Here is a 25,771-nt window from a genome sequence, read left to right as displayed (position 1 = left end):
CTTTAGGGCCGGTAGCTGTTCACAAACCCCGGCATAAAGCCAGCAGGTGGCATTGTCCACCCAGAACCAGTTGGCGTTATCCCTTTCAGCTGCAACGCATACGCTGTACTCTACTTGCGGAACCGCTCGGCCAGCACCAGGTCTTTGGTGCCGTGAGTCCAGGAGTAGAAGCCTTCGCCCGACTTTACGCCCAGGCGGCCGGCCGTTACCATGTTTACCAGCAGCGGGCAGGGGGCGTATTTGGGGTTGCCCAGGCCGTCGTGCAGCACCCGCATAATGGCCAGGCATACATCGAGGCCGATAAAGTCGGCCAGCTGTAGCGGACCCATAGGGTGGGCCATGCCCAGCTTCATCACCGTATCAATTTCCTCCACGCCGGCCACACCTTCGTGCAGCGAGATGATAGCCTCGTTGATCATGGGCATCAGAATGCGGTTGGCCACGAAGCCGGGGTAGTCGTTGACTTCGGTGGGCGTTTTGCCCAGCTGCCGCGACATCTCCATCACTTTAGCCGTTACCTCGTCGGAGGTGGCATAGCCACGAATCACCTCCACGAGCTTCATTACCGGCACCGGGTTCATGAAGTGCATGCCAATAACCTGGGTGGGGCGCTTGGTAACAGCGGCAATGCGGGTAATGGAGATGGAGGAAGTGTTGGTGGCTAGAATGGCCTGCTCGGGCGCGTACTGGTCGATTTCGCGGAAGATATTGAGCTTGAGCTCCACGTTTTCAGTGGCGGCTTCTACCACCAGATCAGCCTGCAGAACTCCCTCCGAAAGGCTGGTGTAGGTGGTGATGCGGCCCAGGGTGGCCGTTTTGTCGGCCTCGGCCAGGCTGCCTTTGCTCACCTGCCGGTCGAGGTTTTTGCCGATGGTCGCCATGCCTTTATCGAGGGCCGGCTGGTTGATGTCAATGAGGGCAACGGCGAATCCGTGCTGGGCAAATACGTGGGCAATACCATTGCCCATCGTGCCCGAGCCAATAACGGCAACGTTCATAGAAGTAAGTGAAAACAGGGTGGGAAGAAACGAAAGCGCGCCAAATCCGGGGTGGGGGCAGGCCTTGGCAAAGCTACACCGAAACCCGGCCCCGCCCAATCGGGCAAACACGGATGGGCTGGGTAACGCGCTTTTTTTGTGTAGCCTAAATGTGGTGTAGGAACCTCAGAAGGCCGTTTTTTTGCCGAAGTATGAAAAATAGATGAAGCCTAATAAAACCTTTTGGGTGAAGGTGCGCGTACAAACCCGCAGAGTGTATTCCGGCCCCGCTAATCTTTAACTGCGAACCGGAAACGCTGTTTTCTCTCTCCCCTTTTTCCCCACTCTCTTCCTTTTCAATCATGGGTAATCTGTTGTACATTATCGCCGTCATTCTGGTCATCATCTGGGCTATCAGCTTCTTCGGCGGCTTCTTCTCCGGCAGCATCATTCACGTCCTGCTCGTAATTGCCATTATCGTAGTGCTGCTGCGCGTCATTCGAGGCGGTAGCGCGGTATAAGTACCGCCCGGCACTCAGCCAGCTGGAAACATACGCTTTCCGAAAAAACTAAAGAAGCCCCGCTCAAGCAATTGAGCGGGGCTTCTTTGTGGTTGTGGCCTGGACAAACCGAGGGCCTACTTCAGATCGAAAAGGAAGTTGAAGCGTATTTCCGGCTGCCCGTAAGGCGACTTCCGGTTGCCCTGGTTGTCGATGCCATCGTTGAAATTATAGAGCACCACAATATCGGCGGCAAACCGCTCGCCAAACTGGCTGCGGTAGCCGGCACCGCCCAGCGGCGTGGTGGCTGTGGTATTGCTGGTTATCATATTGCCCTGCGCAAACGTAGCCTCACCCCGCAAGCGGGTCACCTCGTATTCGGCGTGTACAAAAAACTGCTTGTACACCATGTACTGCGCAAATGCCTTCAGCCCAAGGTTGTTGTACCGGATTTTTTCGGGGTAGCCGAACTGCTGGTTGAAGGGCGAATAGCTCACGTTGATGTATGAGTAGCTGATGCCCGGTCCGATGGCGAACTTCTCCGTTACCCGGTAGCCAATGGCCGGGGCAATACTCGCATTAAACTGGCCGTCGCCGGCGTAGCTGCTGTAGCCCAACCCGAAGTTGGTATACAGAAAGTACTTGCGCAGCGGCGGTGGGGGCGGTGCCACACCCGCCCGCTGGGGTAAATCCATGCCCGAAGGCCGGTTGGGGTCGTAGGGGGCATTGGAGGCCGGTACGTTGGGGGCGGGCTGGTACACGGGCGGCGTGGTGGGCGCTGGCTGCGGCTCGTTGGGGGCCGTGGCGGGCTCGCGCCGGGGTCGGGCGGGTGCCGAGCCGGGAGGAGCCGTGTTTAGCTGCGGCTTCACGGTACGAACCGTGTCGGTCGGCGTTGTCGTCTGGGCGCGGGCAGCGGCCGGAACCAGCGCGAGGCCGGTTCCGCCCAGCACCAGCGAAAACAGAAATCGTTTCATGTTTTGAAATAGATAGGAGAGTAGGTAACCGGCAACGGGCAAGAATGCGAAATGGTGCGTCACTGCTATTCAATAACGCACCATTTCCTCTTTCCCGTATGTAAACTGAAAGCTGCTAAAGCTACGAAACCAGCTGGTACATGCGCCGGCGCTGCTCGCGGATGTTGTCGTCGGCCAAGTACTCCTCGTACGTCATGCGCCGGTCGATAACGCCGCCGGGCGTGAGTTCGATAATGCGGTTGGCCACGGTCTCAATCACCTTCAAGTCGTGCGAGGCAAACAGCAGCGTGCCATTGAATTCCTGCAGCGAGTTGTTGAGGGCGGTAATACTTTCCAGGTCGAGGTGGTTGGTCGGGTCGTCGAGCGTGAGCACGTTGCCGCCTTCCATCATCATCTTGCTCAGCATGCAGCGCACTTTCTCGCCGCCGCTCAGCACGTTGCTTTTCTTGAGCGACTCCTCGCCCGAAAACAGCATCCGGCCCAGAAAACCGCGAATAAACGATTCGTCCTTCTCGGTGCTGTACTGGCGCAGCCAGTCCACCAGGTTCAGGTCGGTGTCAAAAAACTCGGTGTTCTCCTTAGGGAAGTAGCTGGGGGTAATGGTGGTGCCCCACGCGAAGCTGCCGGTGGCCGGTTTCACCTGCTCGAACAGGATGTCGAAGAGGAGGGAAGCGGCCCGGTCGTCGCGGCTCACCAGGGCCACTTTGTCGCCCTTGTCGAGCATAAACGACACGTTGCGGAAGATGGTCTGCCCATCCACCTTGGCGCTTAGGTTTTCCACGGTCAGCAGTTGGTTGCCGGCCTCGCGCTCGGGCTTGAACGCAATGTAGGGGTACTTGCGCGAGCTGGGCTTGATTTCTTCCAGCGTGAGCTTCTGGAGCAGTTTCTGGCGCGAGGTGGCCTGCTTGCTTTTCGAGGCGTTGGCCGAGAAGCGGCGCACAAACTCTTCCAGCTCCTTGCGCTTGTCCTCGGTTTTCTTGTTCACGTCCTGGCGCTGGCGCAGTACTAGCTGGCTGCTCTCGTACCAGAACGAGTAGTTGCCGGGGTACATGGTGATCTTCGAGAAGTCAACGTCGGCCATGTAGTTACACACCGCGTCGAGGAAGTGGCGGTCGTGGCTAACCACAATCACCGTGTTCTGGAACGAGTCGAGGAAGTTTTCGAGCCACAAGACCGTTTCGGCGTCGAGGCCGTTGGTAGGTTCGTCGAGCAGCAGTACGTCGGGGTTGCCAAACAGGGCCTGGGCCAGCAGCACCCGCACTTTATCGGAGGTGCCCAGGTCGCCCATCAGGGTTTGGTGCTTGTTTTCGGCAATGCCCAGGCCCGAGAGCAGCTCGGCCGCCTCGTACTCGGCGTTCCAGCCTTCGAGGTCGGCAAATTCGCCTTCCAGCTCGGCGGCCCGCTCGCCGTCGGCGTCCGAGAAGTCGGCTTTAGCATACAGCGTATCCTTCTCCTCCATCACCTTCCAGAGGCGGGTATGGCCCATAATCACGGTCTGGAGCACCGGGAAGGCGTCGGCCGCAAACTGGTCCTGCCGGAGCACCGACAGGCGCGAACCCTTGGGCATGTCCACCGAGCCAGTGTTGGCCTCGATTTCGCCCGACAGGATTTTCAGAAACGTGGACTTGCCGGCGCCGTTGGCCCCGATGAGGCCGTACACGTTGCCCGGCATGAATTTGATGGTAACGTCTTCAAACAAAACGCGCTTGCCGTAGCGCAGGCTTACGTTGGAGGTGCTAATCATAGAGAGAAGTAGGCAAAAAAGAAAGCAACAAGCGGTCTGTGGCACTGGGTGCCGCGTAGCCGGCCGCAAAAGTACGGAAATTGCCCTCGCCGTTGAACTAGCAAGTAGCACGACGTAGCAGATAGGACAAAAAAGTGTGACAAATGACAACCAGCCGCCCTACAAGCTTGTATAAAGTGAAACAGGGCCTTACGGGCTGCAGGAGGCCAACACGCCGCCCGGTCCGACTGGTTCCGACGCAGCCTTATCAAAGTCTGCTGGTCCTGTTGATACATCCACCCTTTTTTAAGCTTCATCTATGGCTGATTCCACGATTACTCCCGAAACCAATGGCGTCCGTTACGGCCTCTATACATCGGTCGGCATGATGGTGTACTTCGTTGGCGCCTCCTTCTTCAACCTGACCGAACGCATCGAATTCAGCTTCCTGAACGGCCTGATACTGGCCGTAGGTGTGTGCTTTTCCATTGCGCGCTTCAAACGTAGCCGCGACGGCCGGATGGCTTATCTGGCGGGTTTCGGTACTGGTATTATCACGGCACTTATTGCTTCTGTCGCCTTTGCTTTCTTCTTCATCGTGTACGCCGGTGTTATCAACCCCGGCATCATGGATGGCCTGCAGGCCCAGGATCTGTTCGGTTACGACCTGTCGGTAACCATTGCATTCCTAGCCATCATCCTGCAGGGAGCCATGTCGGGCATGATTATCTCGCTTATTGCTATGCAGTATTTCAAAAGCCCCGAACACCAACCTATGACGGGCCTGGAGTAGGCCGGTGTTCATACAAAGCGGGTAATGCAAGCTGTGCGCAATGGCTTGTATTGCCTTTTTTTATTTTAATGAATTGACTTACAGGGCCTTGTATTCTGTTTGATGCAGGTCAGACGCTGGCAGAAACAGCATAATGGGTTATTACAGGAAGATATAACAAATACATTATTCTAATATATAGTTTGCTTAAAATGATATTACAAGTCGCTAATGTGGCTTTTTTTTTATATTATTGTATGATGGATATGGGGTTGATGGAATTTTCCGCAGAATCGATTGGTTCTGCTGTCAACTGGGTTCATCAGCCTCCCCGCAGTATAGCAAGCACCAACCATGAAAGCGCTCTTCTTCACTCTCCTCTTCCTCGGTAGCCTGAGCTTGGTAGCACAGGCCCAAAAGCAAGAGCACCATGCCGAACGGCCCGATGGAATCGACCGGACGGCTGTGCAGGCTGAGGCGCTGACCCGGCAGATGACAGAACAACTGCATCTGAACGAAGGCCAGATAGTCCGCCTATATAAAGTTAATAGCATTAAAGTAGCGCAGGCCGACGAAATTGAGTGGCAGCATCACGAAAACCCCATGCGGATGCAACAGGCCCTCTCGGAGCTGCAGTCGCACTACGATGCCGAGTGCAGCCGCATCCTGACGCCTACGCAGCTTAGCCTTATGCGTGGACCGCAGCCGACCCCGGCACCGCAACCAGATACCGAAGGCGGGCTCGGCTAAACATAAGCCCGGCAGTAGCCTACCCATTTTACGCCCAACGCCATTCCGGCCGCTCCCGATTTAGCTCAGGAGCGGCCGGAATGGCGTTGGGCGTAAAATGGGCAGTTTGCTAGTGTGGTTAACAGCGATGTTGCGAGTTCGTTTTGGTGTACGTAGCGAGGCGAACTCCTGGCCCGGCATTGTTCGGGGCAACGGCAGGGTGGGGGCGCCGTAGAAGAATAGTCTAGTTTGGCTATTGGAGGTGCACTGGCAGTATAACCTCCGTAACAGTGCCGGTAGCGCCGCTACGCAACATTACGCGGTTAGTAGTGGCCCGCGGGTTGCCGGAGGCACATTGCGCGCCCGGGGCTACATAATAGATATATATTTTGTCGCTCTGCTCGCCCAGCTCCTCCTCATCCGGATGGCCCAGAAGCTCTGTTATATCATTGATACGTGCCTCAAACAGGTCGGAGCGGTGCTTTTCAAGGATTGGTACAAGCGTAGCCCGCTGCCCACGGCAGCCATAAGGGTCGGCCCGCCAAACAGCCGTATCGAAACCGGGCAGGCTTGGCAGCGCGTGGCCACAGCCCGAAAGAGCGAACATGGCTGCTGGGAAAAGCAGCCAGGATAAGCGTGAAGCAGAGATGTTCATGAGCAGGAAAGCCAGGCGGTTGGTGGTGGGTCTGCGGAAAAAATGCTAATTTTGGTCTGGCCCCAACTGAAGCCCCTTGCAAGGTACCGCCAAAATCTCTGCTTCCCGTAACGCTTACTGTAGGCCCATGACGAAGTTGCCGACGCTGACCGCCGGATTTATCCTGACCTTATTTAGCAGTTTTACCCCCGCCGGGCGGGTCCTAATCGGGCTAGGCGTTGCGCCTGCCGAAGTTGTGGCTACGGTACCCGCCGGCTCCGGGCTGCCGGTACTGGCACTGCTAACGCCGGCTGAGCGCACAAGCTACCTGGCGGCGTTTGAGCAGTATGTAGCCCACACCTACGTCCGGGCCGGGCTTACGGGGGCCGCACTGCCGCTGCCCGTGTACCGGCAGGCGCTGCTGGGCTTCTATAACCTGCAGCAGCAGGGCCATGTTGAGGCCGGTACCCGCACCCTCACCATTGCCGATTTCAGCCAGTCGAGCAACCGCGAGCGGCTGTGGGTGGTGGATGTAACCGAAGGCCGGCTGCTGCACCACACGCTGGTGGCACACGGCAAGAACACAGGAGAAGAATTCGCCCGCAATTTCTCCAACGTAGAAGGCTCCGAGAAAAGCAGCCTGGGTTTCTACGTTACTGGCCCCACCTACCAAGGCAAGCACGGCCTGTCGTTGCGGCTGCGAGGCGTAGATGCGGGTTACAACACCAATGCCCGCACCAGGGCCATTGTAGTGCATGGGGCCGACTACGTGAGCAAGGCTTTTGTGAGCCGACACGGCCGGCTGGGCCGCAGCCAAGGCTGCCCGGCGCTACCGGCTCCCGAATCGGCCGCTATTATCCGGACCATAAAGAATGGCACGGTGCTCTACATTCACGGGCCGGCGCAGGTTGGTTACCGCTCGGCGCTGCTGGAGCTGGATGCCGCCCTGATGGCTTTTGCCCGTGGGCAGCAGCGCCTGACTTCGCAGCCGGGCTAACCCCGACCGAAGCAGTTGATGAAGTTTCTTCCTCAACACAAAGCCCGCCGCTGGTATGTACCGGCGGCGGGCTTTATGTTGAACGACGTGCGGCTGCTTAGGCCCGGTCGCTGGTTGTGCGTACCAGGTTGATGCCGGCAAAGAAGAAAATAAGGCCCACAACAAACGGTACCAGTGAATTCATTTTGCTCAGGCCCATGCCCCCGATCTGCAGGAAAGCCAGTGCCGCCCAGATAATGCCAACGATGCCCAGGATGGTAAGAATGGTGCCAAAAGTGCGTTTCTGATTCATAATCGGGGAGAAGAAGGGTGAAGGAGGGGAAACCCGAACGGGAGAGAGGTCGGTACGGAGCCTGATACGTGGCCCGGGTAGTATAAGGTTTAGGCCAGGGGCGCAACCCTAGCCGCGCGGCCGCGTTACGAAACGCCAACAACCTCCCTTTCTTCCATTCCTTTTTCCTTCCTGCTATGCGTGGTAACATCCGCTACCTGCTGGCCCTGCTGATGGCCGCATTTGCTTTCATTCCCTATTACTGCAACACCCAGAAAAACGAGGTGACCGGCGAGGTGCAGCACGTTAATATGTCGGCCGAGCAGGAAATTGCCCTCGGCCTGCAGGCTGCTCCCGAAATGGCCGCCCAGTACGGCGGCCTGCACCCCGACCAGGAGGCCCGCGCCGCAGTGGAGCGCATCGGGCAGAAAATTGTGCAGAGTACCAAGGCCCGCCAGACGCCTTATCAGTTCAAGTTTCATCTGCTTGCCGATGAGAAGACCATCAACGCATTTGCCCTGCCCGGCGGCCAGATCTTCATTACGGCTGGCCTGCTGAAAAACCTGACCACTGAAGGCCAGGTGGCCGGGGTGCTGGCCCACGAAATAGGGCATGTAGTGGCCCGGCACTCGGCCGAGCAGGTAGCCAAATCGAAGCTGACAAACGGTCTGACCGGCGCCGCCGCCATTGGCCTCTACGACCCCGAGCGGCCCGGCACGGCTGCCAGCGCCGCCGCTGCTGCCATGGTGGGCAAGCTGCTGACGATGCGCTACGGCCGCGAAGATGAGCTGGAAGCCGACCGGCTGGCCGTAGACTTCACGCCTGCCGCCGGCTACGACCCACGCGCCATGCTGCAGGTAATGGAAGTGCTGGACCGCGGAAACGGCAGCAGCAACCCGCCCGAGTTCCTGAGCACCCACCCCAACCCCGGCAACCGCATCCAGGAAATTCAGCGCGATATTGAGGCCGATTTCCCGCAAGGACTGCCGGCCGGCCTCAAGCCCTAATACGGCGCGCCCACTGCTCTTTTCTACTTGATATGCACATAGCCGGCAGCCTAGCCGGCTATGTGCATATAAGCCAACAGCCGCTTGGTATCTGCCAGCGGCCTCTGCTACCTGTACGCTATGGAAACTGCCTATTCGGATCCGTTGCAGCGGCTGCTGTTCGTGCTCAACCCCATATCGGGCGACATCAACAAGACCCAGCTTCGCGATACCATTGCTGCATATTGCGCCGAGCGGGGCCGCCAGGCCGAGTTTTTCGATACGACCGGCGAGCAGGACCTGGACCGCCTGCGCGACCTGCTGGATACCACCCCGCCGCCCCATGCCGTGTTTGCCGCCGGTGGTGACGGCACGGTGAGTATGGTAGCCGAGGCGCTGGCGGGCAGCACCGTGCCGCTGGGTATTCTGCCCTTGGGTTCGGGTAACGGAATGGCTAAAGACCTGGCTATTCCGCTCGCCCTAAATGAAGCGCTGGCCCTCACTTGGCAGCACGACATCCGGCAGCTGGACACGCTGCGGGTAGGAGGGCGGTTTACAATACACTTAGCCGATATGGGCTTTAATGCCTGCGTGGTAAAGCGCTTTGCCGATGGTGACGTGCGTGGCCCCGGCGCTTACGTGCGCATTGCCACCCAGGAGTATACCGGCTACAAGCCCGGTACCTACCACATCGAAACCGAGCACGAAAACTGGCAGGGTGAAGCTTTTATGCTCACCATTGCCAACGCCAATACCTTTGGCAGCAACGTGGTTATCAACCCCAACCGGGAGCTGGACGATGGCCAGTTCGAAATATGCCTGATTGCGCCCTTCCCGGGAAGAGCAGCCCCTGGCCTGCTTTACCGCCTGTACACCAGCGACTTCGATAGTTCGGACTACACCCGCCGCCTAAGCTGCCACCGTGCCCGCATTACGGTGCCCGGTGCCAGCGAAGTGCTGGTGCAGCTGGATGGCGAGCCGTACATGCTCCCGTGTCCGGTCGAAATCAGCCTGCAGCCGCGCAGCTTGCTGGTGCTGGTGCCGCCCGCTACGGCCGCGGTACTTCAGCCGCGTCTGTAGCACCGGCCGCTGGTTCGGGGGCAGTGCTCGAACCGGGGCTGAGCTGTAGCCGGAACACCTCGGGCGTGCCAGTGGGCGGCTCATAGGTACGAAGCCAGGTTTCGTGGGGGCCATAAAAGTCAAGCCCGAAAAACCCCTGGTGCTCGTGTACAAACGTAGCCTGGCCCCCAGCCTGCACAAAGGCCGTTTTGCTGCCGGCCCCGCTCACCAGGTAGTGGCCCCCGCAACGCTCAAAATACTGCAGGTTATGGTCGTGGCCAGCGGCATAGATAACGCCGGGGAATTCGTGGAGTACCCGCAGCAGCCGGCGGCGCATTCGGCGGTAGCGGGGGTGGGCCATGTCTTCGGCCGCGCCCACTGTTTTGCGGTACAGCGGCAGCAGCGAGCCAATAAACGGCAGCGGAACATACGCCCGCTTATTAACCGTAGTGAGTGGAAACACGTGCTGCTTGGCGGTAAACTTGCCCCCATGCAGCGCATTTGAGTAGAGCGGATGGTGCCCGGCCACCAGCACCTGCTGGTGCCGATTGGCCTGCAGCAGCGCCCGTAGCTGGCGGAAAGGCCGCCAGGCATCGGCCGCCGGCCGGGGACCGTTCTGCACCCACCACTGGGTATTGAGCACAATAAGAAGCAGGCCCTCGGCCAGCTGCAGGCTTATCGGGCCGGGGGCACCATCAACGGGCAGGTAGTGGGCCGTAGGTAGATGCTCGCGTACATAGGCCTCCTGGCGGCGCAGGTACTCCCAGCCATCAGAGCGGCCCTTGTTCCAGTCGTGGTTGCCGCTAAGCATAACTACCCGGCCCTCGAACCGGCCCAACGCTGCCAACAAGGCATTGAAGCGGGCCTCGGCAGCAGCCCGGCCGGAGGCGTAAGGAGCCGGCAGCCCCACCGGATAAATATTGTCGCCGAGTAGCACCACCGTTCCGTCCGGGCCGGCTTCCTGCTGCCATTGTTCGAGCAACTGCAGTACGGGGTCGGAGCCATCGGTGGTCAAGGCCCCAACGTCGCCGAGCAAAGCCACCCGGTGGTAGGGCGGGCGGCTGGGCTGGGGCTGGCTTGCCCAGTTGTGGGCGGTGGGGGCCACATAGGGGCGGCGGCGGTAGTTTCGCTCCTGCATGTAGCGCCGAGCCAGCCACAAGGTTAGCAGCCCGGCTAGTACAAGTAAGGCGTAAAAGAAGTAGTCGATAGTCATCAGGTTATGCCTGAAAAGCGGAGCCGCACACGGGAGCCGGTGCCGCTTTCGGTGGCTGCTGTTATCAACTACGTAGCAAGCCTTAAAAAGTAGGTGGCGTGAGGTTTTTGAAGTGGCCGTTAAGGCGTACCCGCTCCTTGAGGCGCTCGGTTTCCTGGAGTATGGGCAGAATTCGTTCGAGGTGGCGTAGCGCCAGTATCTGCCGTTCGGCTTCGGTATCGGCCTCCAGCAGCTCGTACTCCTGCTCGGTGCTCATGCCCAGCTGATGAGCTACATCGTAAATACGGAAGCCGTCGGGCAAATCGAGAAACAGGCGGCGCAGGCCGAGAATACTGTAAAGCTGCTCAATCAGCACGCGGGTTTGGGTGTGCAGGGCGGGGTCGGCTTCCCTGTCATCGGCTAGGTCGCGCACGGTAGCGCCGGCATAGAGCTTACCGGGCAGCTCACGCTGAAAATCGTCCATTTCAAACACCCCAATAGCCTTGGTCCGGATGTCGAGCTCGCCTGAAGGGTAGTTTTTTTCCACATCCAGAAGGCGTACCTCAGTGCCGCGGCGGCTTACGCCCCCGTTCAGGTAAGGCGTAATGCCAAACGTGATGCCCTCCAGCAGGCAATCACGCACCAGCTGGCGGTAGCGAGGCTCGAAGATGTGCAGGTTGAGCTTTTCGCCCGGAAATACGACCAGATTGAGCGGAAAAAGAGCGAGTTGGCGCATAAAGTAAGCGGGGAGAGGAGGCAGTGCAGAGGCAGGAAGCTACGGGCCCCTGGGCGTAATAACAACGTTGGCACCCAAATACTCCCGGCCCGGCCGGCGCTTTTTTGACAGCTTGAAGCGGCTGGGGTGTGAGGTTGGCGCAAAGAGCCGCTATTTTTGTCCGTGCTCTGGAGTTGGAGTGCAAGCCTTTTTCAAGCTGTTGCGTGTGTGAGAGATTTTAAACAGATTGCCCGCCGGACGGGCCGGATTGCCCTTCAGGTGCTGGCCGTGGCCTTTCTGACCTCGGTGGCCTGGGTGCTGCTCTACCGTTGGGTGCGCCCGCCCGCCACCTGGCTGATGCTTGACCGCCGGGCCCACGCCCCGGTGGGCCTGGGCTACCAAGGCATCCGCGAAGACAACCGCTACATCCAATACGACTTCAAAAGCCTGGCCGAAGTATCGCCGGAGTTGCCGCTGGCCCTGGTGGCGGCCGAAGACCAGCGGTTTCTGTTGCACTACGGCTTCGATGGCGACGCGCTGCTGAAGGCTGCCAAATCGAACCTGAGCGGCACCAAGCAGCTGCGCGGCGGCAGCACCATTACGCAGCAGGTGGCCAAAAATGTATTTCTGTGGCAGGGCCGCAGCTACGTGCGCAAGGCCGCCGAGGCCTACTTTACCCTGCTTATCGAGCTGCTCTGGGACAAGCGCCGCATTATGGAAATGTACCTGAACGTGGCCGAAATGGGTGACTGTATTTTCGGAGCCGAAGCTGCCTCGCAGGCTTATTTTGGCAAGCCGGCCGCCAGGCTAAGTGCCGCCGAGGCCGCCTTGCTTGCCGGTGTGCTACCCAACCCGCTCCGTTTCCGGGCGAGTAACCCAGGCCCCGTGGCCCGCTCCAAGCAGCGCCGGGTGCTACGCCGCATGCGCGCCCTGCGTGGCACCGAGTACGTGCGGGAGTTGATGGGTAAGTAAGTTGAATGGGTGTATGACAGTGTTCTACCCCAATGTTCCCTTTTTTATATGAAACGTCTGCTACTACCACTGCTGCTGGCCTCCATGGCCGTACTGCCTGCCTGCTCGCCGCGCTTGTCTGCGGTGCTGACACCAGCCACTGAGGCCGCTGCCCGCCACGATATTCTGGCGGTACTGAGCACTCAAACGGACGCCTGGAACCGCGGCGATGTGGCCGGCTTTATGCAGGGCTACTGGCAAAATGATTCGCTGGTGTTTATCGGTAAAAGTGGTCTCACCTACGGCTGGCAGCCCACGCTTGATAACTACCGCCGCAGCTACCCCAACCAAGCCGCCATGGGCCAGCTAGACTTTAGCCGCCTGCAAATCCACCCACTCAGCCCCGATGTAGCCCAAGTCATCGGCCGCTGGCACTTGGCCCGCCCCGTAGCCGGCGACTTGCAGGGGCATTTCCTGCTGGTGATGCGTCGCATTGCAGGTAAGTGGGTAGTCGTAGCCGACCATTCGAGTTAGGGCTTGATCAGAGGCGTTGGCTGCACAATCCATTGAAAAGTGAATAGACTTGTTCCCGAATAAGAAACGGCGGAAAACTTCTGCTGCTGTTGTCAATCGAACCGGCTTTTTTACCTAGCGAAACCGGTATCTGCTGGTTCTCTGAGGAGCCGTGGTTTCTGGCTTCAAATACCGCCTGGAAAACCACTGATTTCTTATTGAGGAACAAGTCTAATCTATAGTGGCTGAAACCAAGGATTACATCGGCTCACAAAGGGGATTAGACCAAACGCAAAAAACCCGGAAACGTGCCTTCGCAGTGCGAGAAGCAAGTTTCCGGGCGTTCCGGGTGTGCTAAAATGAGCCTCCTGTCGGGGCTCATTGCACGGCGCGGAACGCCAGGCAAGTATCTGTATCACAGTCGGCTACAGTTATTTAGCCGGCTGTTTATTTTATAGGGTAGCGTCAGAGGTAGCATCTTCGTCCAGATGCCGCCGAACCTCGTTCCGGTCTAAGCCCAACACCTCAATAACCTCCCACAGCCGCTCAGTCGTCAGGTCCGGCGCGCTCGGGATGTAGCGCGACACGTAGCCGCGCACCCGCCACAGCTGCCGGATATCGGCCATGTCCATGTCATAGGGCCTGCGGTGCGGATTGTCCGAAAACAGTAGCACTTCTTTCGTTCCGCTGGTGATGCGTTGCTTGATGCGCTTGAGCATCACGCTCTCATCCGTCACCACCACGTACACTTCGCCCAGCTCCAGCAGTCGCGGGTTTTCCACCCACGACACTAGCACCACGTCGGCGTGGCGAATGGTGGGCTCCATGGAGTCGCCCGCCACCTCGAAGGCCCGGAACGTGCCCTGTTCAAAGCCCGGAATCCGGTACTTGGGCAAGTCCTCCAGATACACCGCCTCGTTGTGCTGGAGTGAGTAGCCGGCCTGGGCCAGGATAGGCACCAGCTCGACATTCGGTACTCCGTCCAGCCCCATGGTCAGCGTCAGCACCTGCGTGTTGTCGCCCGTTGGCCCGGCCGCCGGCTTGGCCACCTGGGGCCGCTGCATTTCGCCCTTGCCCATCAGCAACCAGTCGGGCGACACGTCCGGAAATTCAGAGAGAATATCAACCAGCGTCTCATACGAAGGCCGCACGTCGCCCGAAAGCACCTTGTAGAGCTTGCTCGTGCGCGTGTAGCCCATACGCTGGTTGGCCTCATAGGTCGTTATGCCGTGATGCTCAAAAAGTTGCTTGATGCGTCCACCCGTATCACCGTCGACACCGGCCGGAACTTTTTTCTTCTGATTCTCAGTGCTTTCCATTGTTGTGCGCCGTTTTTGCTACACATTTTGCGGAGGAATTACCGTTTTGTGTGCTAATTACAGTAGTAATACACTCAAATGTACTAAATGCATAAGATAATGGAAAACATGCCGAAATCTTTTTCTGAAACACCCACTCTCCAGGGCCTGATCAGGTCGCTGGGCAACAAGACCGATATCGTCGGCAAGGCCCAGCAGATTCTCGCCGACCAGGGCCACGCCTTTGCCCGCAGTACCATCTACAGCACGATTCAGCGCAACGGCTCCAACAACGCCGTCATCGAGGCCGCGCTGCTGGATGCCGTGGCGGCCGAGAAAAAACAGCGGGCCGACCTCGATGCCCGCCGCCAGGCCCTAAGCGAATAGTCATGCAGGCCGTCATCATCATTCCCGAAACGGAGTGGCGGCAGCACTTGGCCCGCCTCGACAAGCTGGAGCAGGCCGAAGCCGCCCGTCAGGCCCCGCCACCGCCGCCCGATGAGGTGCTATCCACCGCCCAGGCCTCGGTCTATATCGGCTTGTCCGTCGACGCCCTGCTGCGGGCTCGCCGCGCCGGCCGCCTGCAGGGCGTGCGCCTCAACGAAAAAGACTGGGGCTTCCGCCGCTCCGTGCTCGACAAGTATCCCCGCCGCTACCACCGCGCCGCCCAGGCCGCCTGATTGCCCTTCTCGCTATGACTACCCAACTCTATCCCCTGGTCGGCCCCACCGACCCTACTGCCGCCCTCGCCTCGCGCTCCATCCTGCGCGTGCAGAAGGCCCGCCTCAAAAACCAGCAGCTCACCTGTGACTTCACCGAGCAGCGCTCCGACGAGGCCCCGCTCCGCACCTTCACGCTCACGGCCCAGGAGCTGGTACACCCCGACCTGCTCACCTGCCTGGCCCAGCTCGTGCCCCACCTGTGCCTGCTCTGCGAGCAGCTGCGCGAAACGCCCGACTTCTGGCCCGACGACAATACCGGCCTGCTACCCGACCACCTCACGCCCTTCACCGTCACCGGCTTGGTTCTCGGCGGCGGTGGGAGCGGGGTCACGCTCATCGGCCAGCGCCAGCTCGCCGGCGGTAAGGTCCTTAATCTGACCAGCCCCTACGTGGCCCTCGACCAGGAGCTCGAACCCTACACCTATGCTGGCCTGCTCGAAACCGCCGTCCAGGCCGCCGTGGCCGAAATCGAGGCCGCCCTGCGCGGCAAATGCACTGATTACCGCCAGCTCGACCTGTTCGAGCCCGCCGCCGGCTTCACGGCCATCGACGAGCCTTTTATTCCCTTGGTGGTGAGGGCATGAACTATGTGGCTCACACCCGCGCCGCCCATCAGCACCTGAGCCAACAGGCCCAGGCCCGGCCTCATCATGTCAGCCTGTATTGGGCCCTGTTCTTCGAGTGGAACGCCGCCCGCTTCCCTGCCGGCCTCGACCTTGACCACCCTGCCACCATGCGCGCCGCCCGCATCGGCAACGAGCGCACTTACCGCGCCGCCCTCTACGACCTCGATACCTGGCAGTTGCTCGCTTACCAGCCCAGCCAGTCGCGCTACGGCCGCAGCCGCTGCTACCTCACCGACCTGTCCCAGCCGCCCGCCATCGGGGGCACTACTGCCCCCGATGAACCCGCTGTACCAGGCCCGAAAGTGGCCCCGGTAAACCCCAGCACCACGGGCACTTGTGCCCCCGATGCAGTCCAGCCATCGGAGGCAGAACTGCCCCCCATGAACCCGCCTATCGGGGGCACAAGTGCCCTGCATGAAAAAGGCGTATCGGGGGCAGTTCTGCCTCAAGCACTTCGGGCACAAGTGCCCTCGATGCAGGCTTCATCGGGGGCACTTGTGCCCGAAGACACCTTATATGGTAAAACAAAAGGTTTAAACAGTGTAGTAGTAAACGGGGGTGGTAGCGGCTCCCAAAAAAAAATAGAAGTGCTCGAAGGCGAAGGGCTTTCAAGTGCGGAATTGCTCGACGAGCCCAACCCACCAAATGGCGCGGCCCCGGCCCCAAAAAAGGAAGTTGCGCCAAAGAAAAAAGGGGTAGGAGGGGCTACCATCCGTGAGGCCTCCCGGGCCCAGGATGCCGACGCTAACCCGCCCACCAAACGCGGCCGGCCTCACCTCCCCGAAGTCCCGTTCGCCGAGTCCGCGCTGGCCCGCTACGAGGACTTCGCCGCCGCCTTCGCCGGCACCGATTACCAACTGGCTGACCTGCGCTTCTACCATGCGCAGGTCGCCAACTGGCGCAAAAACGGCGAGCCACCCCGCCGCCGCGACTGGAAAGCCACCGCCACCCAATTCATGCTCAACGATGCGCACGATAACCGCCTCAAGCTCGCCCTCGGCCCTCACGCCAACGACGCTAGCCCCGGAGCACTCTTTGCTCGCACTGGCTACCGCTCCAAGTACGATGCGTGAGCTGGCCGCCACGCCCAATCCCGAAGCCCGCGCCCTGCTGGCCGAGCTATCCGTGGGCCTGACCATGGCCCAGGCCGCCTCCGCGCCCAAGCTGTTCCAGCTGCGCCGCCAGCTCGGCGAGGTGGTCCTCATCAAGCTGCTGGTCGTCATCCTGCGCGCCTTCCTCGACTCGCTCCGCGTACCCGACAAGCCCGACGCGGCCGACATCCTGGAGCTGGCCGACACGCTCACCCACACCTACACCCACGAGAGCGTCAAAGACATCATCCTGGCCCTGAAAGAAGCCCGCACCCGCGGCAGCAAGTTCTTCACCTCGCTCGACGTCTCGCGCATCTACGCCCTGCTGGCCGACTACTTCCAGCGCAAAGCCACCTACCTCGAAACCCAGCACCTCGACTGCAAAGCCCAGGCCGCCGGCGAGGCCACCGCCACCCTCACCCAGCTCCAGCAAGCCGCCCCCCAGCTGGTAGCCGCCATCGGCCGCCGCATTCCGACCGACCACCCCAACGCCGAGCACCTGCGCCAGCGCCTCACGCTCATTAACCAACGCCAAAAGCACGGCCTGCTCCCGCCCGCTGAAGCCGAGCAGCAGCGCCACCAGCTGCAACTGCTCACCCAGCGCAATACCCGCCCCGACTGGCAACCTAGCCCCGCCGCCCAGAAGGTCATCGACGCCCGTCACCGTGCCGAAGACCGCCGCTTGGCCCAGCTATACCGCCCCAACCCCGCCGCCTGACCCGTCATGCCCGCCATGTCCGCACCCCTCACCGCTAACGAACACTCCCACCTAGCCGGCATCATGCTCGATACCAAGTGGGCCAGCATCGCCCGCATCATGCACGAGCTGGATTCGAAACACTACGCTACGCCCGGCCGCACCCCCAGCGCCGGCGAGCTGCGCGACAATGCCCTGCAGTACCTGGTCAACTGCATACGCGACGCCCGCACCAACGGCAAATTCGCTTCCGGCCTAATCGCCGGTGACTTCTCCTACGACGCCATGCTTTGCTCCGAAATGGGCATCGTGATAGGCCTGTTTTGCTCCTTCCTCATCAAGGGCTCCGACAGCTCCCACGTCGACTTGTAACTGGACCCGCTTTGGACTACCCGGTTATCGCCGCAGCCACATTGTTGTAATCTGACACAGCCAGTAATGGTATCCCCAAGCCTCCTACACTTTTACTTCCGTTCTTTGCATCTTATGAAAAGCGCTTCTACAGCCTCTATTTTCTCCTGTGGCTACCAATTGCGGACACTACCCAGCTTTATTGAGCATCTTAAGCAGGCCAATGTAAAAGTTGTGTTAGATGTACGTGAAACGCCTTGGAGTTACCGGCCTGGGTTTTCAGCCAAGCCACTCCGCGAAGGACTAGCTGCCGAGGGAATTGGTTACGAGCATGCTCGTTACGCGGGTAACCCTAAGACTATCCGTAAACAAGCTGATTCTCACCAGCATTGCCTGGAATTATACGCCGACCACTTAGAGCAGTACCCCGATATCGTAACGCAATTCGACCAGTGGATACAGCCCCACCTTGCTCAACAGACCAATGTGTGCCTGCTCTGTTACGAACGCCACCCCGCTGACTGTCACCGGGCATATCTGTTATACCGCTGGCAAACCATAACCGGTCACGATGTGTCCATCATCCACCTGGACCCCGAAGGAGCACCCCGCTTTACAAGTCAAGACCTAACTGCTGTGCAGGCCCTGGTTTGCGCTTAGGCGAGGCTTTACTTGCCAAGTATTCCGCCGTCTGAGGGTACCACATTCCAACTATTCCAAAGTTGCCTTGGTGCTTGGCGAAGTTGCCCATCAGCAAATGCAAGTCATGCTTTGTGAGGTCAGAGAGTTCACGCATCCGACTCAGAGCAGCCTCTCGCCCCTTTTTACGGCCCAGTTGCGCCAGCCCCCAATCCATAATGCCGGCAGTGTGGCCCCCTGGACAATCGGGGTGCGCGCACCGCCACTGGAGGTGTACTTTAAACTCCTGCGGGTCCAAATCGCGCATCTGGGGCTCGTCAAATAGTTTCAACCGGCTTTTCAGTGCCTGCATCAGCGCCCGATGCTTGCGCAACTCATCAGCGGGCCGCTCTACCACCCAGATTCGTTCTACCCGCCCCACCTTTATCACCCCGAGCGAAGTCTTCGCCGCCTGCTGGGCCGCCCGCAAATCAACTGCGCAGGGGTAATGCCAGGTCGGGTCTTTAAACAGCAGCTCGCGGCGAGCTGCCCAGTTTTGCTTGCTGTCCATCTCGCCCACCACCCGGGGCATGCCCACTACTTTGTAGCTTTCCGGGCGTACGTCGGTGGTATTGCGCTCTACATTGACTTCTATCCAGTTATAGAGGCTGTATTTTCCGAATGCTGGCAGATAGCGTAGCGGTACCGGGTACAGGCGGATGGGTGTCCCATCCTCCCTGCACCCGGCTGTGCAAACCACCTCTCCGTACTTTTTGCTCAACTCCGGGTAGGTTTTACCCCAAATCAGAATACGTTCAACTGGCATAGCAATTAGCGCAGGATTAGCTTGAGCAGCAGTGATGCGCCATTATTTAACCACAACTATTTCCTCATCCCTTGCTGCTTGCAAAACATGCGGAAAATCGGCTTGGTTGCCACTGCTAAATATGTGCAAAATGTCTTGAGCACGACTTGCACCTAAATAGAAGTCGGATAGGAACCTTCTCAATCCATAAGCTTGGTTAGCGTCGTACTGCCTGAACTTAGCGCGGAATCCGCCTATTACTACTGCATCAAACTGAAGACCAGCAACATAATGGGGTTGCGACAATACAATGACACGTTTTTTATATCGTAAAGGGTCGACATCATCGCGTGATTCAATGTTCTCAAATCTCGTAATATTTTGGTCGAGAAGGTAAGCTTTATAAGCAGAATAGGAACTAGAATCCAGACACAGTAGCGCAACGCGCCGCCCATCACTGGCCAATGAGATTGCATCTGAAATAGCTTTTTCTATCTCTTGTGTTTCGCTTGGCAAAAACGAGATTTCAGGCTTTGAGCCATCTGCTTTATCTGTGACTGCAGTAGAAATGCTTATGTTCCAGTCTGCCCCTAAGTCAAGGGTTGGAAAATAGCGGTCAAGAAGCTTTAAGAAAGCTAGAATTTGTGGAGTATACCTGTAGACAACATTCAAGTCAATGTTGTCTACAGTTCCTAATGCTTTATCCGATTCGCCATTGCCATTCAGTATAAGTCCTGGTGCCGCAAATTCTGCATATGTTTCAGCTGGAGATTGACGAGGGTCCATCGCCATGAAGATTACAGGGGCTTTATTGGGGTTCTTCGTAAGATTATGGAAAACCATTCTCTCTTGCTCATTGAATAAATGAAATTCATCAACAAATATTATATCGTAACCCGCTTTAACACGCTCTGAATACCAGCGGAATGTAGCTAGGTGATTTAAAAAGTCACTGATGACTTGGTCAGTAGTCATTTCTTCGTGACTAATTAACTCATTGATGAAGGAAGTGTAAATCTCGAAAACAAAATCTTTGTCAGCATCATTTTCAAGAGGCATCATCCAGGGCCGCCTCTCAATTTGCTTATACCTTTGGTCCGCATTGAAGCCAGGGAGAATGCCATTTGCACTTATCACGCACGCAAATTCAAGCATTAAATCCCACAAAAGTCGATTTGCTTCTACGGTACCTGGCTCAGTTCTAACACGGTTTGCAAATGCTTCGGAGCAAGTAGCTTCATAAGCATTCCAATCACCTTTGCGGGCTTTCTCTAATAAGTTTGCCAGTGCCTTTAACTGAGCTTCTTTGCCTTCATGGCTGTCATCGCCAAGCACCCGTACATTCTTATGGTCCAACCGGAATTGAGCTAAAGTGAGTAACGGAAGTACATCAATTTGTCTTGTGATGCCACGCTCATCAATTTGGTCAAATATGCTTTGAACTTGGTCAGCGACACCCCAGCTGTGCGTTATATAAAGTATGCGTGCCTCCGATTCTGATTCCTGTGCCCGATAGCACTCATGAATTGCTTTCATAGTCATGGCCAGCGTTTTTCCTGTACCAGCTGGTCCCCTTAGCTTTTGGGAACGATTAGGAATAGCATGAACAAAGCTACTTTGCTCCTCAGATAGGCGCGAAAGCCAAGGAGTGTAGGTGAGGCCTTGAGATACCGCTCCATAAGCAACATCTGATAAATCAAAAACGCCGTCCCGAACAGGCTTATTAATCTTTTTGAGCGATGCAGATATTTCTTCAACAGCTTGCTTTAGCGAAGCAACTGCCGTTTCGTAATTCGCGATTTTAGGTTCGTAAGATTCAAGCTCAATCGGATGGTCCTTCGAAGTCACCTCGCAGAAAAAGACTTTGTTTTCCGCACGCATCATGTTGACAACTAGTCTTTCTCTGCCAATGCCCATTGGGTAAGCAAAGACGGAGACAAGGTTTGTTGCGACATATTGACTCCACGTTTCAGGAAACCAAGCTTTCGGGTGCTTGATTGAATCAGCTATGTGATACATTCTTCTCAAGGCCTGAAGCCTGCCAGCAGGATTCAATCTTTCAAAAAAACCGGAACTTTCTAAGTCAACAATAATCTTCGTTGACGTCATTATTGCGGATTGTTCCAGAATGTAAATATTTTCGTTCAGTTCGCGCTTTAGGACTCCCCAAGAACCGTCGTCTGGTACAGGAAAGTCATTAAACCATTCATCAGTCAAAGGCTGACGGCAACATAAATCCAAAGAAGCAAGCGAGAATACGAGAGATTTGGGAGACATGGCGAATTTAATTACTGGTAATATTCAATTGAGCAGCAATGGAATTCATTGTGCTTAGGCACATTTCTTCATAGTCTGTGGGTAACCCAATATCAGAGAATACAGCAGCAAGCTTTTGGGTGATTCTATACTTAAATGCACCCCTGAGCTGGCTAACTCGCACCGCTTTACTGACTCGCTGCTCAATTACATTGGTCGCAATGTCATTCGGGTTCATTTCAGCAATTCTGCGAAGGTAGACGATATACCCTTCTTTATGTGTAGGTGACAATTCATTTAAAAAGAATAAGTCACCTGGCAATTGTTTTAACTTGCCCAGATACAATTTCCAAGCAGCATTCATGCTCTTATTAGTTTCTTCAGGCGTCATTGGAGGCTTAGGTGCCCTGGCTTTCGCAATCGTAGTGATTTGCAGTACAATATCTCGGCTATTTGTTGCCTCAATAAGTTCATTAAGTAGTTCTAAATCGTTTTGAAGTATTGCTCTGCTTTTACCAATTGGTTCTTGTATATCGTCAAGAATTCCTTCAATTCCCCTACGCTCTAGCCATTTAATCAAACTCTGATTTTGTATGGGTTCTGTGTATTCTGGACGGTTTATCCTTCTGGACTTGGTTATACTTAGCGCAGACTTCTCTGCTTGTTTTTGGACTAAATTGGCTAAGTCTTTGGAAAGCCAAAAGAGCTGAAGAAAATCCTTGAACTTTAGAATAGGACAGTATGAAAGACTGCCGCCGAATTTCCCATGAGCAAGGTCACAGTCAGCAGTTATTACAATCCCAAGCTGTTTCCAAGGGTCAGTATCTGTAGTTTTCCAGTAAAAAACGTCACCTTGCGAGAGTGGCTCAAAAAGTTCACGTGTTAGATATTCGGTAAATGGTTTCTTTGCCATTGTTTCTGAAATCGATTTTGGAAAAGTGTATTTGAGCGATTTAAATCGTGTTTAGTAGGATATATATTTGCTACGCCCAATACCGCGCCCCCAGCGTCGCCTGGTTCAGCAGATGCTCGTACACCGCATCCCGCTTCTCCAGAAACACCGGCTTCGTGTAGCCCTCCTCGGGTAGCTCCGCATCCAGCACCCCGCCAATCATATCCCGCACCTTCATTTGCAGCTGCGGGTTCTTGTGCCAGTCGGGCGTGAGCACGTGCTTCTTGGTGGCGTTGTCCTCCAGCTTGGCCAGCAGGTGCTGGGCCGCCAGCTTCACCCGGTCCTTCTCGGCCTGCTTGAGCTCGCCCACGAATAGCAGGTCGAATATCTCCAGCTCCTCCTCGCTCAGCCCTTCGGCGGCCGACCGCTTATCCTCCTCCTGCAGCTTGCTCAGGTAGTCTTTCAACGCCGCGAAGAAGGCCTCCACGTCCGAGCTGGCCGTGTTGTACTGCTGGATGATTTCGTGCAGCTTCTGCGCCAGGTCCACCCGGCCCACGTTGCGGTTTAGCAGCTGCTGGGTGCGGTCCTGCAGGAAGGCCACCATGTCCGTAATAGCCAGGTTCTTATGCGGGCGCTCCTGGAAGCGCGTTTGCAGCTTCTCCAGGTCAATGCTGCTCAGGTTGATTTCCTGCCCGCTCGTATTAATCGAGTAGCCCTTGCCGCCGCCCTGGGCCACGATGGCCTCGTCAATCAGCGAGTCGGCCTTGGCGCGGGCCCCGTCGAAGTTGCCGCTGTCGTCCGTCTGCCGGCCCATGATGCGGCGCACGTATTCCAGCGCGTCCTTCGTGCGCCGGTAGCGCCCCAGGTAGGGCCCGCCGCCTTTCAGCAGCTCCTCGGTCAGAATATCGGGCTTGCAGGCCTGGTAAAACGAGGTAACCGCCGTCTGGTACACCCCAAATTCCTTCTTCAGCTCGTCGGTTTTCGACAGCGCGTCGGCCATGTCGTCCAGCTGGCTCAGCTTGTCGAACGTGGCCTTGCTGTCCAGCACCTCGGCCAGCGACAGGCCCTGCTTGTCCAGAAACTTCACGGCCTCGCCAATGGAGGCATCCAGGTGGCCCAACAGGGCCTCGAAGTCCTCGGCGGGGTAGTCTTTTTTCTCGCCCTCCTCGGTGTTCTTGTCCTTGGCGTACTTGGCCAGGGCCTTTTCCAGCCGGCCCCCGGCCATCAGCCCGTAGTAGTCCACAATCAGCCCGTTGGTCTTGGCAATGGGCATCAGCGTGGCCTCGGTGGCCACGGCGCCGGCCTCATCCAGCGCCACGGCTACGCGGTTGGCCCGCGCAATGGTCTGCATCAGGGTGTGGTTCTGCAGGGGCTTGTCCAGGTAGAGCGTCGACACGGTGGGCGCGTCGAAGCCCGTCAGCCATTTGGCGCACACGAATACCAGCCGCAACGGACTAGTGGGCTCCCGGAACCGGTCTTCAATCGTGGCGTGGTCGTCGCCCCAGGTCTTGTTCATCAGCGCCCGGTGGGGCCGGATGTTGAGGCCCAGCTTGTCGAACTTCTGCTCTTCCTCGGCTTCCTCACTCACTACCACGGCCATTTCCGTGGCCTTCATCCATTGCTGGGTACGCTTCAGCGCCACCCACTCCGGGCTGTTCGGTGCGGCCGAGTTTATCTGGCCTTGCAGCTCTTTCAGCCGCTGTTTCCAGCTGGTCACCACCTTGTCGTACATCTTCACGGCCGTGGGCTTGTCCAAGCTCACCACCATGCCCTTGCCCAGGTAGCCCCGGTGCGGGAAGTGGCCCACTATATCCTGCGCTACCGTGTCCAGCCGGTCGTTGTCGGTTATCACCGTCACCACATTGGCGTACTTGCGGGTCAGCCGTTCCTTCTGCTCGTCGCTCAGGTTTTCATCGGCCATGATTTCGGCAAACTCCTCGTTCAGCGCATCATTCTGCAGCTGCATCTGCGGCACCCGGTTGTGGTAGTATAGCGGCACCGTCGAGCCGTCGAGCACGCTCTCCTGGAAGTTGTACTGGCTCACGTAGCCCCCGAACCACTCCTTGGTCGTCTCCACCGCATCGAGCAGGGGCGTGCCCGTAAAGGCCAGGTACGACGCGCCCCGGAATGCCCGGCGCATGTTGTCGCCCAAGTCCTTGTACTGGCTCCGGTGGGCCTCATCCACCAGTATCACGTAGTCCTCGCCCTGGGCCGTCAGCTCCGGAAACAGCCCGCCGCCCTTGCCGGTGGGGTTCTTGAATTTCTGAATCAGGGTGAAGATGATGGGCGCGCCCGCCTTCACCAGCTGGCCCAGGTGGGCGGCGCTTGTGGCCCGCGCCGGCTGCTTTTCGTCCAGCAGACCCGAGCGCACAAACGTCTTCCAGAGCTGGTCTTCCAAGTCGTCGCGGTCGGTTACCAGCACGAACTTCAGGTTGTCGCCGCCGCGCAATCGTTTGCGGACTTTCTGAATGAACAGGGCCATCGAAAAGCTCTTGCCCGAGCCCTGGGTGTGCCAGAACACCCCCAGCTTCCCGGCCAGCTCCTGCCGCTTTGCCAGGGCCGCCACCGCGTTGTTCACGCCCAGGTACTGGTGGTTCTTGGCTACAATCTTGGCCCGGTTGGCGTAGAAGAGCACGAAGTTTTCCAGCAGGTCCAGCAGCGTTTCCTTCCGAAACAGCGCCCGCATCACCCGCTCAATGTCGGTTTCGTCCTGGGGCACTACCGCCTCGTTCTCGTCGGCTATCTTCTCCCAGTTGAAAAACTGCTCCCAGTCGGCCGTGTGGCTGCCTACTTTGGTCACGTAGGCGTTGCTCAGCACCGCCACCAGGTTGTAGTCGAACAGCTGCCCGATGTCGCGGCGGTAGTCGGTCAGGTTCTTGTCGTAGGCCTGCCGGGTGTCTTCCACGGCATTTTTCAGCTCCACGAACACCAGCGGTAGCCCGTTCACGAACACCAGCAAATCGGGCCGGCGCGTAGCCTTGCCCCGGATGGTGAGCTGCTGCACCACCGCGAAGTGGTTGTTGGCGGGGTGCTCGAAATCCACGTACCGCACCCGCGTTAGCACGGCCTCGCCCTTGGCGTTCTTGGCCCCCGGCAGGTCCTGGCCTTTCTGGAGCAGCTGCGTAACGGCCCGGTTGGCCTCGAAGCGGTTCATGCCCGGCCGCGGCTCCGTCAGCAGCTTCAGCGCATCGTGCAGAATGGCCTCGGGGGCGTGGGGGTTCAGCTTGCGCAGGCTGGCGGCCAGCTGGTCCAGCCGCACCACGCCCCGCGTATCGGCCCGCCCGAATAGCTTATTGGCGTCCGTTTCGGTTTTGTGGTGGAGGTTGAGGTGTTCGTCGTATCCTAATTCCTTCATCAGCACCTGCACGCAGGCGCGTTCTATATCATCTTCGGTAATAAAGGCCATAATAGCGTAGCAGTGG

The 25,771-nt window shown here is 57.8% G+C and carries 27 protein-coding genes; 15 read left to right on the top strand and 12 right to left on the bottom strand.

What is annotated here, in order from left to right:
• Positions 1-110: 110 nt before the first annotated feature.
• Positions 111-998, bottom strand: a complete 888-nt coding sequence (locus HW554_RS00850) for a 3-hydroxyacyl-CoA dehydrogenase family protein (protein WP_176906455.1) — start codon at positions 996-998, stop codon at positions 111-113.
• A 341-nt stretch (positions 999-1,339) separates the two neighbouring features.
• Between HW554_RS00850 and HW554_RS00845 the strand changes: the two genes are divergently transcribed.
• On the top strand, positions 1,340-1,498 hold the full coding sequence (locus tag HW554_RS00845; RefSeq protein ID WP_116941567.1) for a lmo0937 family membrane protein: 159 nt from the start codon (positions 1,340-1,342) through the stop codon (positions 1,496-1,498).
• A 116-nt stretch (positions 1,499-1,614) separates the two neighbouring features.
• Here the strand turns inward: HW554_RS00845 and HW554_RS00840 are convergent, their stop codons facing one another.
• Together HW554_RS00840 and HW554_RS00835 are read right to left on the bottom strand one after the other, a co-directional pair.
• Positions 1,615-2,451, bottom strand: coding sequence for a hypothetical protein (locus HW554_RS00840; RefSeq protein ID WP_176906454.1), 837 nt, complete (start codon positions 2,449-2,451; stop codon positions 1,615-1,617).
• A gap of 121 nt (positions 2,452-2,572) precedes the next feature.
• On the bottom strand, positions 2,573-4,195 hold the full coding sequence (locus HW554_RS00835) for an ABC-F family ATP-binding cassette domain-containing protein (RefSeq protein ID WP_176906453.1): 1,623 nt from the start codon (positions 4,193-4,195) through the stop codon (positions 2,573-2,575).
• Positions 4,196-4,493: 298 nt separating this feature from the next.
• Between HW554_RS00835 and HW554_RS00830 the strand changes: the two genes are divergently transcribed.
• Both HW554_RS00830 and HW554_RS00825 read left to right on the top strand, forming a co-directional pair.
• Complete coding sequence (locus HW554_RS00830) at positions 4,494-4,967, top strand: DUF4199 domain-containing protein (protein WP_176906452.1); 474 nt, start codon at positions 4,494-4,496, stop codon at positions 4,965-4,967.
• 333 nt (positions 4,968-5,300) lie between these two features.
• Positions 5,301-5,696: a hypothetical protein gene (locus HW554_RS00825; protein WP_176906451.1), complete on the top strand. Its 396-nt coding sequence runs from the start codon at positions 5,301-5,303 to the stop codon at positions 5,694-5,696.
• A gap of 232 nt (positions 5,697-5,928) precedes the next feature.
• On the opposite strand, the gene HW554_RS00820 is transcribed toward HW554_RS00825, so the two are convergent.
• Positions 5,929-6,282: a hypothetical protein gene (locus HW554_RS00820; RefSeq protein WP_176906450.1), complete on the bottom strand. Its 354-nt coding sequence runs from the start codon at positions 6,280-6,282 to the stop codon at positions 5,929-5,931.
• Between the two features lie 175 nt (positions 6,283-6,457).
• Between HW554_RS00820 and HW554_RS00815 the strand changes: the two genes are divergently transcribed.
• Positions 6,458-7,306, top strand: a complete 849-nt coding sequence (locus HW554_RS00815; RefSeq protein ID WP_176906449.1) for a murein L,D-transpeptidase catalytic domain family protein — start codon at positions 6,458-6,460, stop codon at positions 7,304-7,306.
• A 97-nt stretch (positions 7,307-7,403) separates the two neighbouring features.
• On the opposite strand, the gene HW554_RS00810 is transcribed toward HW554_RS00815, so the two are convergent.
• On the bottom strand, positions 7,404-7,598 hold the full coding sequence (locus HW554_RS00810) for a hypothetical protein (protein ID WP_176906448.1): 195 nt from the start codon (positions 7,596-7,598) through the stop codon (positions 7,404-7,406).
• A 176-nt stretch (positions 7,599-7,774) separates the two neighbouring features.
• On the opposite strand from HW554_RS00810, the gene HW554_RS00805 reads away from it, so the two are divergent.
• Both HW554_RS00805 and HW554_RS00800 read left to right on the top strand, forming a co-directional pair.
• Positions 7,775-8,584, top strand: a complete 810-nt coding sequence (locus HW554_RS00805; protein ID WP_176906447.1) for a M48 family metallopeptidase — start codon at positions 7,775-7,777, stop codon at positions 8,582-8,584.
• A gap of 120 nt (positions 8,585-8,704) precedes the next feature.
• Positions 8,705-9,643, top strand: a complete 939-nt coding sequence (locus tag HW554_RS00800) for a diacylglycerol/lipid kinase family protein (RefSeq protein WP_246285021.1) — start codon at positions 8,705-8,707, stop codon at positions 9,641-9,643.
• Here the strand turns inward: HW554_RS00800 and HW554_RS00795 are convergent.
• On the bottom strand, positions 9,612-10,835 hold the full coding sequence (locus HW554_RS00795; protein WP_176906446.1) for a metallophosphoesterase: 1,224 nt from the start codon (positions 10,833-10,835) through the stop codon (positions 9,612-9,614). The genes HW554_RS00800 and HW554_RS00795 overlap by 32 nt on opposite strands.
• 82 nt (positions 10,836-10,917) lie before the next feature.
• Entirely contained in the window at positions 10,918-11,550 is a 633-nt protein-coding gene (locus tag HW554_RS00790) for an LON peptidase substrate-binding domain-containing protein (RefSeq protein ID WP_176906445.1), read from the bottom strand.
• 207 nt (positions 11,551-11,757) lie between these two features.
• Here HW554_RS00790 and mtgA point away from each other — a divergent pair, with 207 nt between their 5' ends.
• Positions 11,758-12,501, top strand: a complete 744-nt coding sequence (gene mtgA / locus HW554_RS00785) for a monofunctional biosynthetic peptidoglycan transglycosylase (RefSeq protein WP_176906444.1) — start codon at positions 11,758-11,760, stop codon at positions 12,499-12,501.
• A 48-nt stretch (positions 12,502-12,549) separates the two neighbouring features.
• Positions 12,550-13,014 (top strand): YybH family protein, encoded by a 465-nt coding sequence (locus HW554_RS00780; protein ID WP_176906443.1) that lies wholly within the window; start codon positions 12,550-12,552, stop codon positions 13,012-13,014.
• A gap of 431 nt (positions 13,015-13,445) precedes the next feature.
• Here the strand turns inward: HW554_RS00780 and HW554_RS00775 are convergent, their stop codons facing one another.
• A complete protein-coding gene (locus HW554_RS00775; protein WP_176906442.1) occupies positions 13,446-14,312 on the bottom strand; it encodes a helix-turn-helix transcriptional regulator in 867 nt (288 codons plus the stop codon).
• A gap of 108 nt (positions 14,313-14,420) precedes the next feature.
• On the opposite strand from HW554_RS00775, the gene HW554_RS00770 reads away from it, so the two are divergent.
• From HW554_RS00770 to HW554_RS21060, 7 genes are all read left to right on the top strand, one after another.
• Positions 14,421-14,678, top strand: coding sequence for a hypothetical protein (locus HW554_RS00770; protein WP_176906441.1), 258 nt, complete (start codon positions 14,421-14,423; stop codon positions 14,676-14,678).
• A 2-nt stretch (positions 14,679-14,680) separates the two neighbouring features.
• A complete protein-coding gene (locus HW554_RS00765; protein WP_176906440.1) occupies positions 14,681-14,971 on the top strand; it encodes a DNA-binding protein in 291 nt (96 codons plus the stop codon).
• 14 nt (positions 14,972-14,985) lie between these two features.
• A complete protein-coding gene (locus HW554_RS00760; protein ID WP_176906439.1) occupies positions 14,986-15,597 on the top strand; it encodes a hypothetical protein in 612 nt (203 codons plus the stop codon).
• Positions 15,594-16,712, top strand: coding sequence for a hypothetical protein (locus tag HW554_RS00755; RefSeq protein WP_176906438.1), 1,119 nt, complete (start codon positions 15,594-15,596; stop codon positions 16,710-16,712). The genes HW554_RS00760 and HW554_RS00755 overlap by 4 nt, the downstream gene beginning before the upstream one ends.
• Complete coding sequence (locus tag HW554_RS00750; RefSeq protein ID WP_176906437.1) at positions 16,705-17,448, top strand: hypothetical protein; 744 nt, start codon at positions 16,705-16,707, stop codon at positions 17,446-17,448. Before HW554_RS00755 ends, HW554_RS00750 begins: the two co-directional genes overlap by 8 nt.
• Before the next feature lie 15 nt (positions 17,449-17,463).
• The gene (locus HW554_RS00745; protein WP_176906436.1) at positions 17,464-17,799 is read left to right on the top strand and encodes a hypothetical protein; all 336 of its coding nucleotides are present in this window, start codon (positions 17,464-17,466) and stop codon (positions 17,797-17,799) included.
• 66 nt (positions 17,800-17,865) lie between these two features.
• Positions 17,866-18,438: a DUF488 domain-containing protein gene (locus HW554_RS21060; protein WP_394354299.1), complete on the top strand. Its 573-nt coding sequence runs from the start codon at positions 17,866-17,868 to the stop codon at positions 18,436-18,438.
• Here HW554_RS21060 and HW554_RS00735 read toward each other — a convergent pair.
• From HW554_RS00735 to HW554_RS00720, 4 genes are all read right to left on the bottom strand, one after another.
• Positions 18,392-19,177, bottom strand: a complete 786-nt coding sequence (locus HW554_RS00735) for a hypothetical protein (RefSeq protein WP_176906434.1) — start codon at positions 19,175-19,177, stop codon at positions 18,392-18,394. The genes HW554_RS21060 and HW554_RS00735 overlap by 47 nt on opposite strands.
• Positions 19,178-19,264: 87 nt before the next feature.
• Positions 19,265-21,478: a UvrD-helicase domain-containing protein gene (locus HW554_RS00730; RefSeq protein ID WP_176906433.1), complete on the bottom strand. Its 2,214-nt coding sequence runs from the start codon at positions 21,476-21,478 to the stop codon at positions 19,265-19,267.
• A gap of 7 nt (positions 21,479-21,485) precedes the next feature.
• Complete coding sequence (locus HW554_RS00725; RefSeq protein ID WP_176906432.1) at positions 21,486-22,370, bottom strand: hypothetical protein; 885 nt, start codon at positions 22,368-22,370, stop codon at positions 21,486-21,488.
• A gap of 70 nt (positions 22,371-22,440) precedes the next feature.
• Entirely contained in the window at positions 22,441-25,755 is a 3,315-nt protein-coding gene (locus tag HW554_RS00720) for a type I restriction endonuclease subunit R (protein ID WP_176906431.1), read from the bottom strand.
• Between the last annotated feature and the right edge of the window lie 16 nt (positions 25,756-25,771).

The sequence above is a fragment of the Hymenobacter lapidiphilus genome, from assembly GCF_013377885.1.
Classification (GTDB): domain Bacteria; phylum Bacteroidota; class Bacteroidia; order Cytophagales; family Hymenobacteraceae; genus Hymenobacter; species Hymenobacter lapidiphilus.
The sequence above is the reverse complement of the archived record's forward strand: the minus strand, read 5'-3'. Positions and strand labels throughout refer to the sequence as shown.

Coding starts and splice junctions, on each gene's coding strand:
- HW554_RS00760 (WP_176906439.1), top strand. CDS start 14,986: ATGACTACCCAACTCTATCCCCTGGTCGGCCCCACCGACCCTACTGCC.
- HW554_RS00745 (WP_176906436.1), top strand. CDS start 17,464: ATGTCCGCACCCCTCACCGCTAACGAACACTCCCACCTAGCCGGCATC.
- HW554_RS00815 (WP_176906449.1), top strand. CDS start 6,458: ATGACGAAGTTGCCGACGCTGACCGCCGGATTTATCCTGACCTTATTT.
- HW554_RS00830 (WP_176906452.1), top strand. CDS start 4,494: ATGGCTGATTCCACGATTACTCCCGAAACCAATGGCGTCCGTTACGGC.
- HW554_RS21060 (WP_394354299.1), top strand. CDS start 17,866: ATGGTATCCCCAAGCCTCCTACACTTTTACTTCCGTTCTTTGCATCTT.
- HW554_RS00825 (WP_176906451.1), top strand. CDS start 5,301: ATGAAAGCGCTCTTCTTCACTCTCCTCTTCCTCGGTAGCCTGAGCTTG.
- HW554_RS00770 (WP_176906441.1), top strand. CDS start 14,421: ATGCCGAAATCTTTTTCTGAAACACCCACTCTCCAGGGCCTGATCAGG.
- HW554_RS00795 (WP_176906446.1), bottom strand. CDS start 10,835: ATGACTATCGACTACTTCTTTTACGCCTTACTTGTACTAGCCGGGCTG.
- HW554_RS00730 (WP_176906433.1), bottom strand. CDS start 21,478: ATGTCTCCCAAATCTCTCGTATTCTCGCTTGCTTCTTTGGATTTATGT.
- HW554_RS00780 (WP_176906443.1), top strand. CDS start 12,550: ATGAAACGTCTGCTACTACCACTGCTGCTGGCCTCCATGGCCGTACTG.
- HW554_RS00835 (WP_176906453.1), bottom strand. CDS start 4,195: ATGATTAGCACCTCCAACGTAAGCCTGCGCTACGGCAAGCGCGTTTTG.
- HW554_RS00850 (WP_176906455.1), bottom strand. CDS start 998: ATGAACGTTGCCGTTATTGGCTCGGGCACGATGGGCAATGGTATTGCC.
- HW554_RS00840 (WP_176906454.1), bottom strand. CDS start 2,451: ATGAAACGATTTCTGTTTTCGCTGGTGCTGGGCGGAACCGGCCTCGCG.
- HW554_RS00805 (WP_176906447.1), top strand. CDS start 7,775: ATGCGTGGTAACATCCGCTACCTGCTGGCCCTGCTGATGGCCGCATTT.
- HW554_RS00720 (WP_176906431.1), bottom strand. CDS start 25,755: ATGGCCTTTATTACCGAAGATGATATAGAACGCGCCTGCGTGCAGGTG.
- HW554_RS00750 (WP_176906437.1), top strand. CDS start 16,705: ATGCGTGAGCTGGCCGCCACGCCCAATCCCGAAGCCCGCGCCCTGCTG.
- HW554_RS00725 (WP_176906432.1), bottom strand. CDS start 22,370: ATGGCAAAGAAACCATTTACCGAATATCTAACACGTGAACTTTTTGAG.
- HW554_RS00845 (WP_116941567.1), top strand. CDS start 1,340: ATGGGTAATCTGTTGTACATTATCGCCGTCATTCTGGTCATCATCTGG.
- HW554_RS00800 (WP_246285021.1), top strand. CDS start 8,705: ATGGAAACTGCCTATTCGGATCCGTTGCAGCGGCTGCTGTTCGTGCTC.
- HW554_RS00775 (WP_176906442.1), bottom strand. CDS start 14,312: ATGGAAAGCACTGAGAATCAGAAGAAAAAAGTTCCGGCCGGTGTCGAC.
- HW554_RS00820 (WP_176906450.1), bottom strand. CDS start 6,282: ATGTTCGCTCTTTCGGGCTGTGGCCACGCGCTGCCAAGCCTGCCCGGT.
- HW554_RS00810 (WP_176906448.1), bottom strand. CDS start 7,598: ATGAATCAGAAACGCACTTTTGGCACCATTCTTACCATCCTGGGCATC.
- HW554_RS00790 (WP_176906445.1), bottom strand. CDS start 11,550: ATGCGCCAACTCGCTCTTTTTCCGCTCAATCTGGTCGTATTTCCGGGC.
- HW554_RS00765 (WP_176906440.1), top strand. CDS start 14,681: ATGCAGGCCGTCATCATCATTCCCGAAACGGAGTGGCGGCAGCACTTG.
- HW554_RS00755 (WP_176906438.1), top strand. CDS start 15,594: ATGAACTATGTGGCTCACACCCGCGCCGCCCATCAGCACCTGAGCCAA.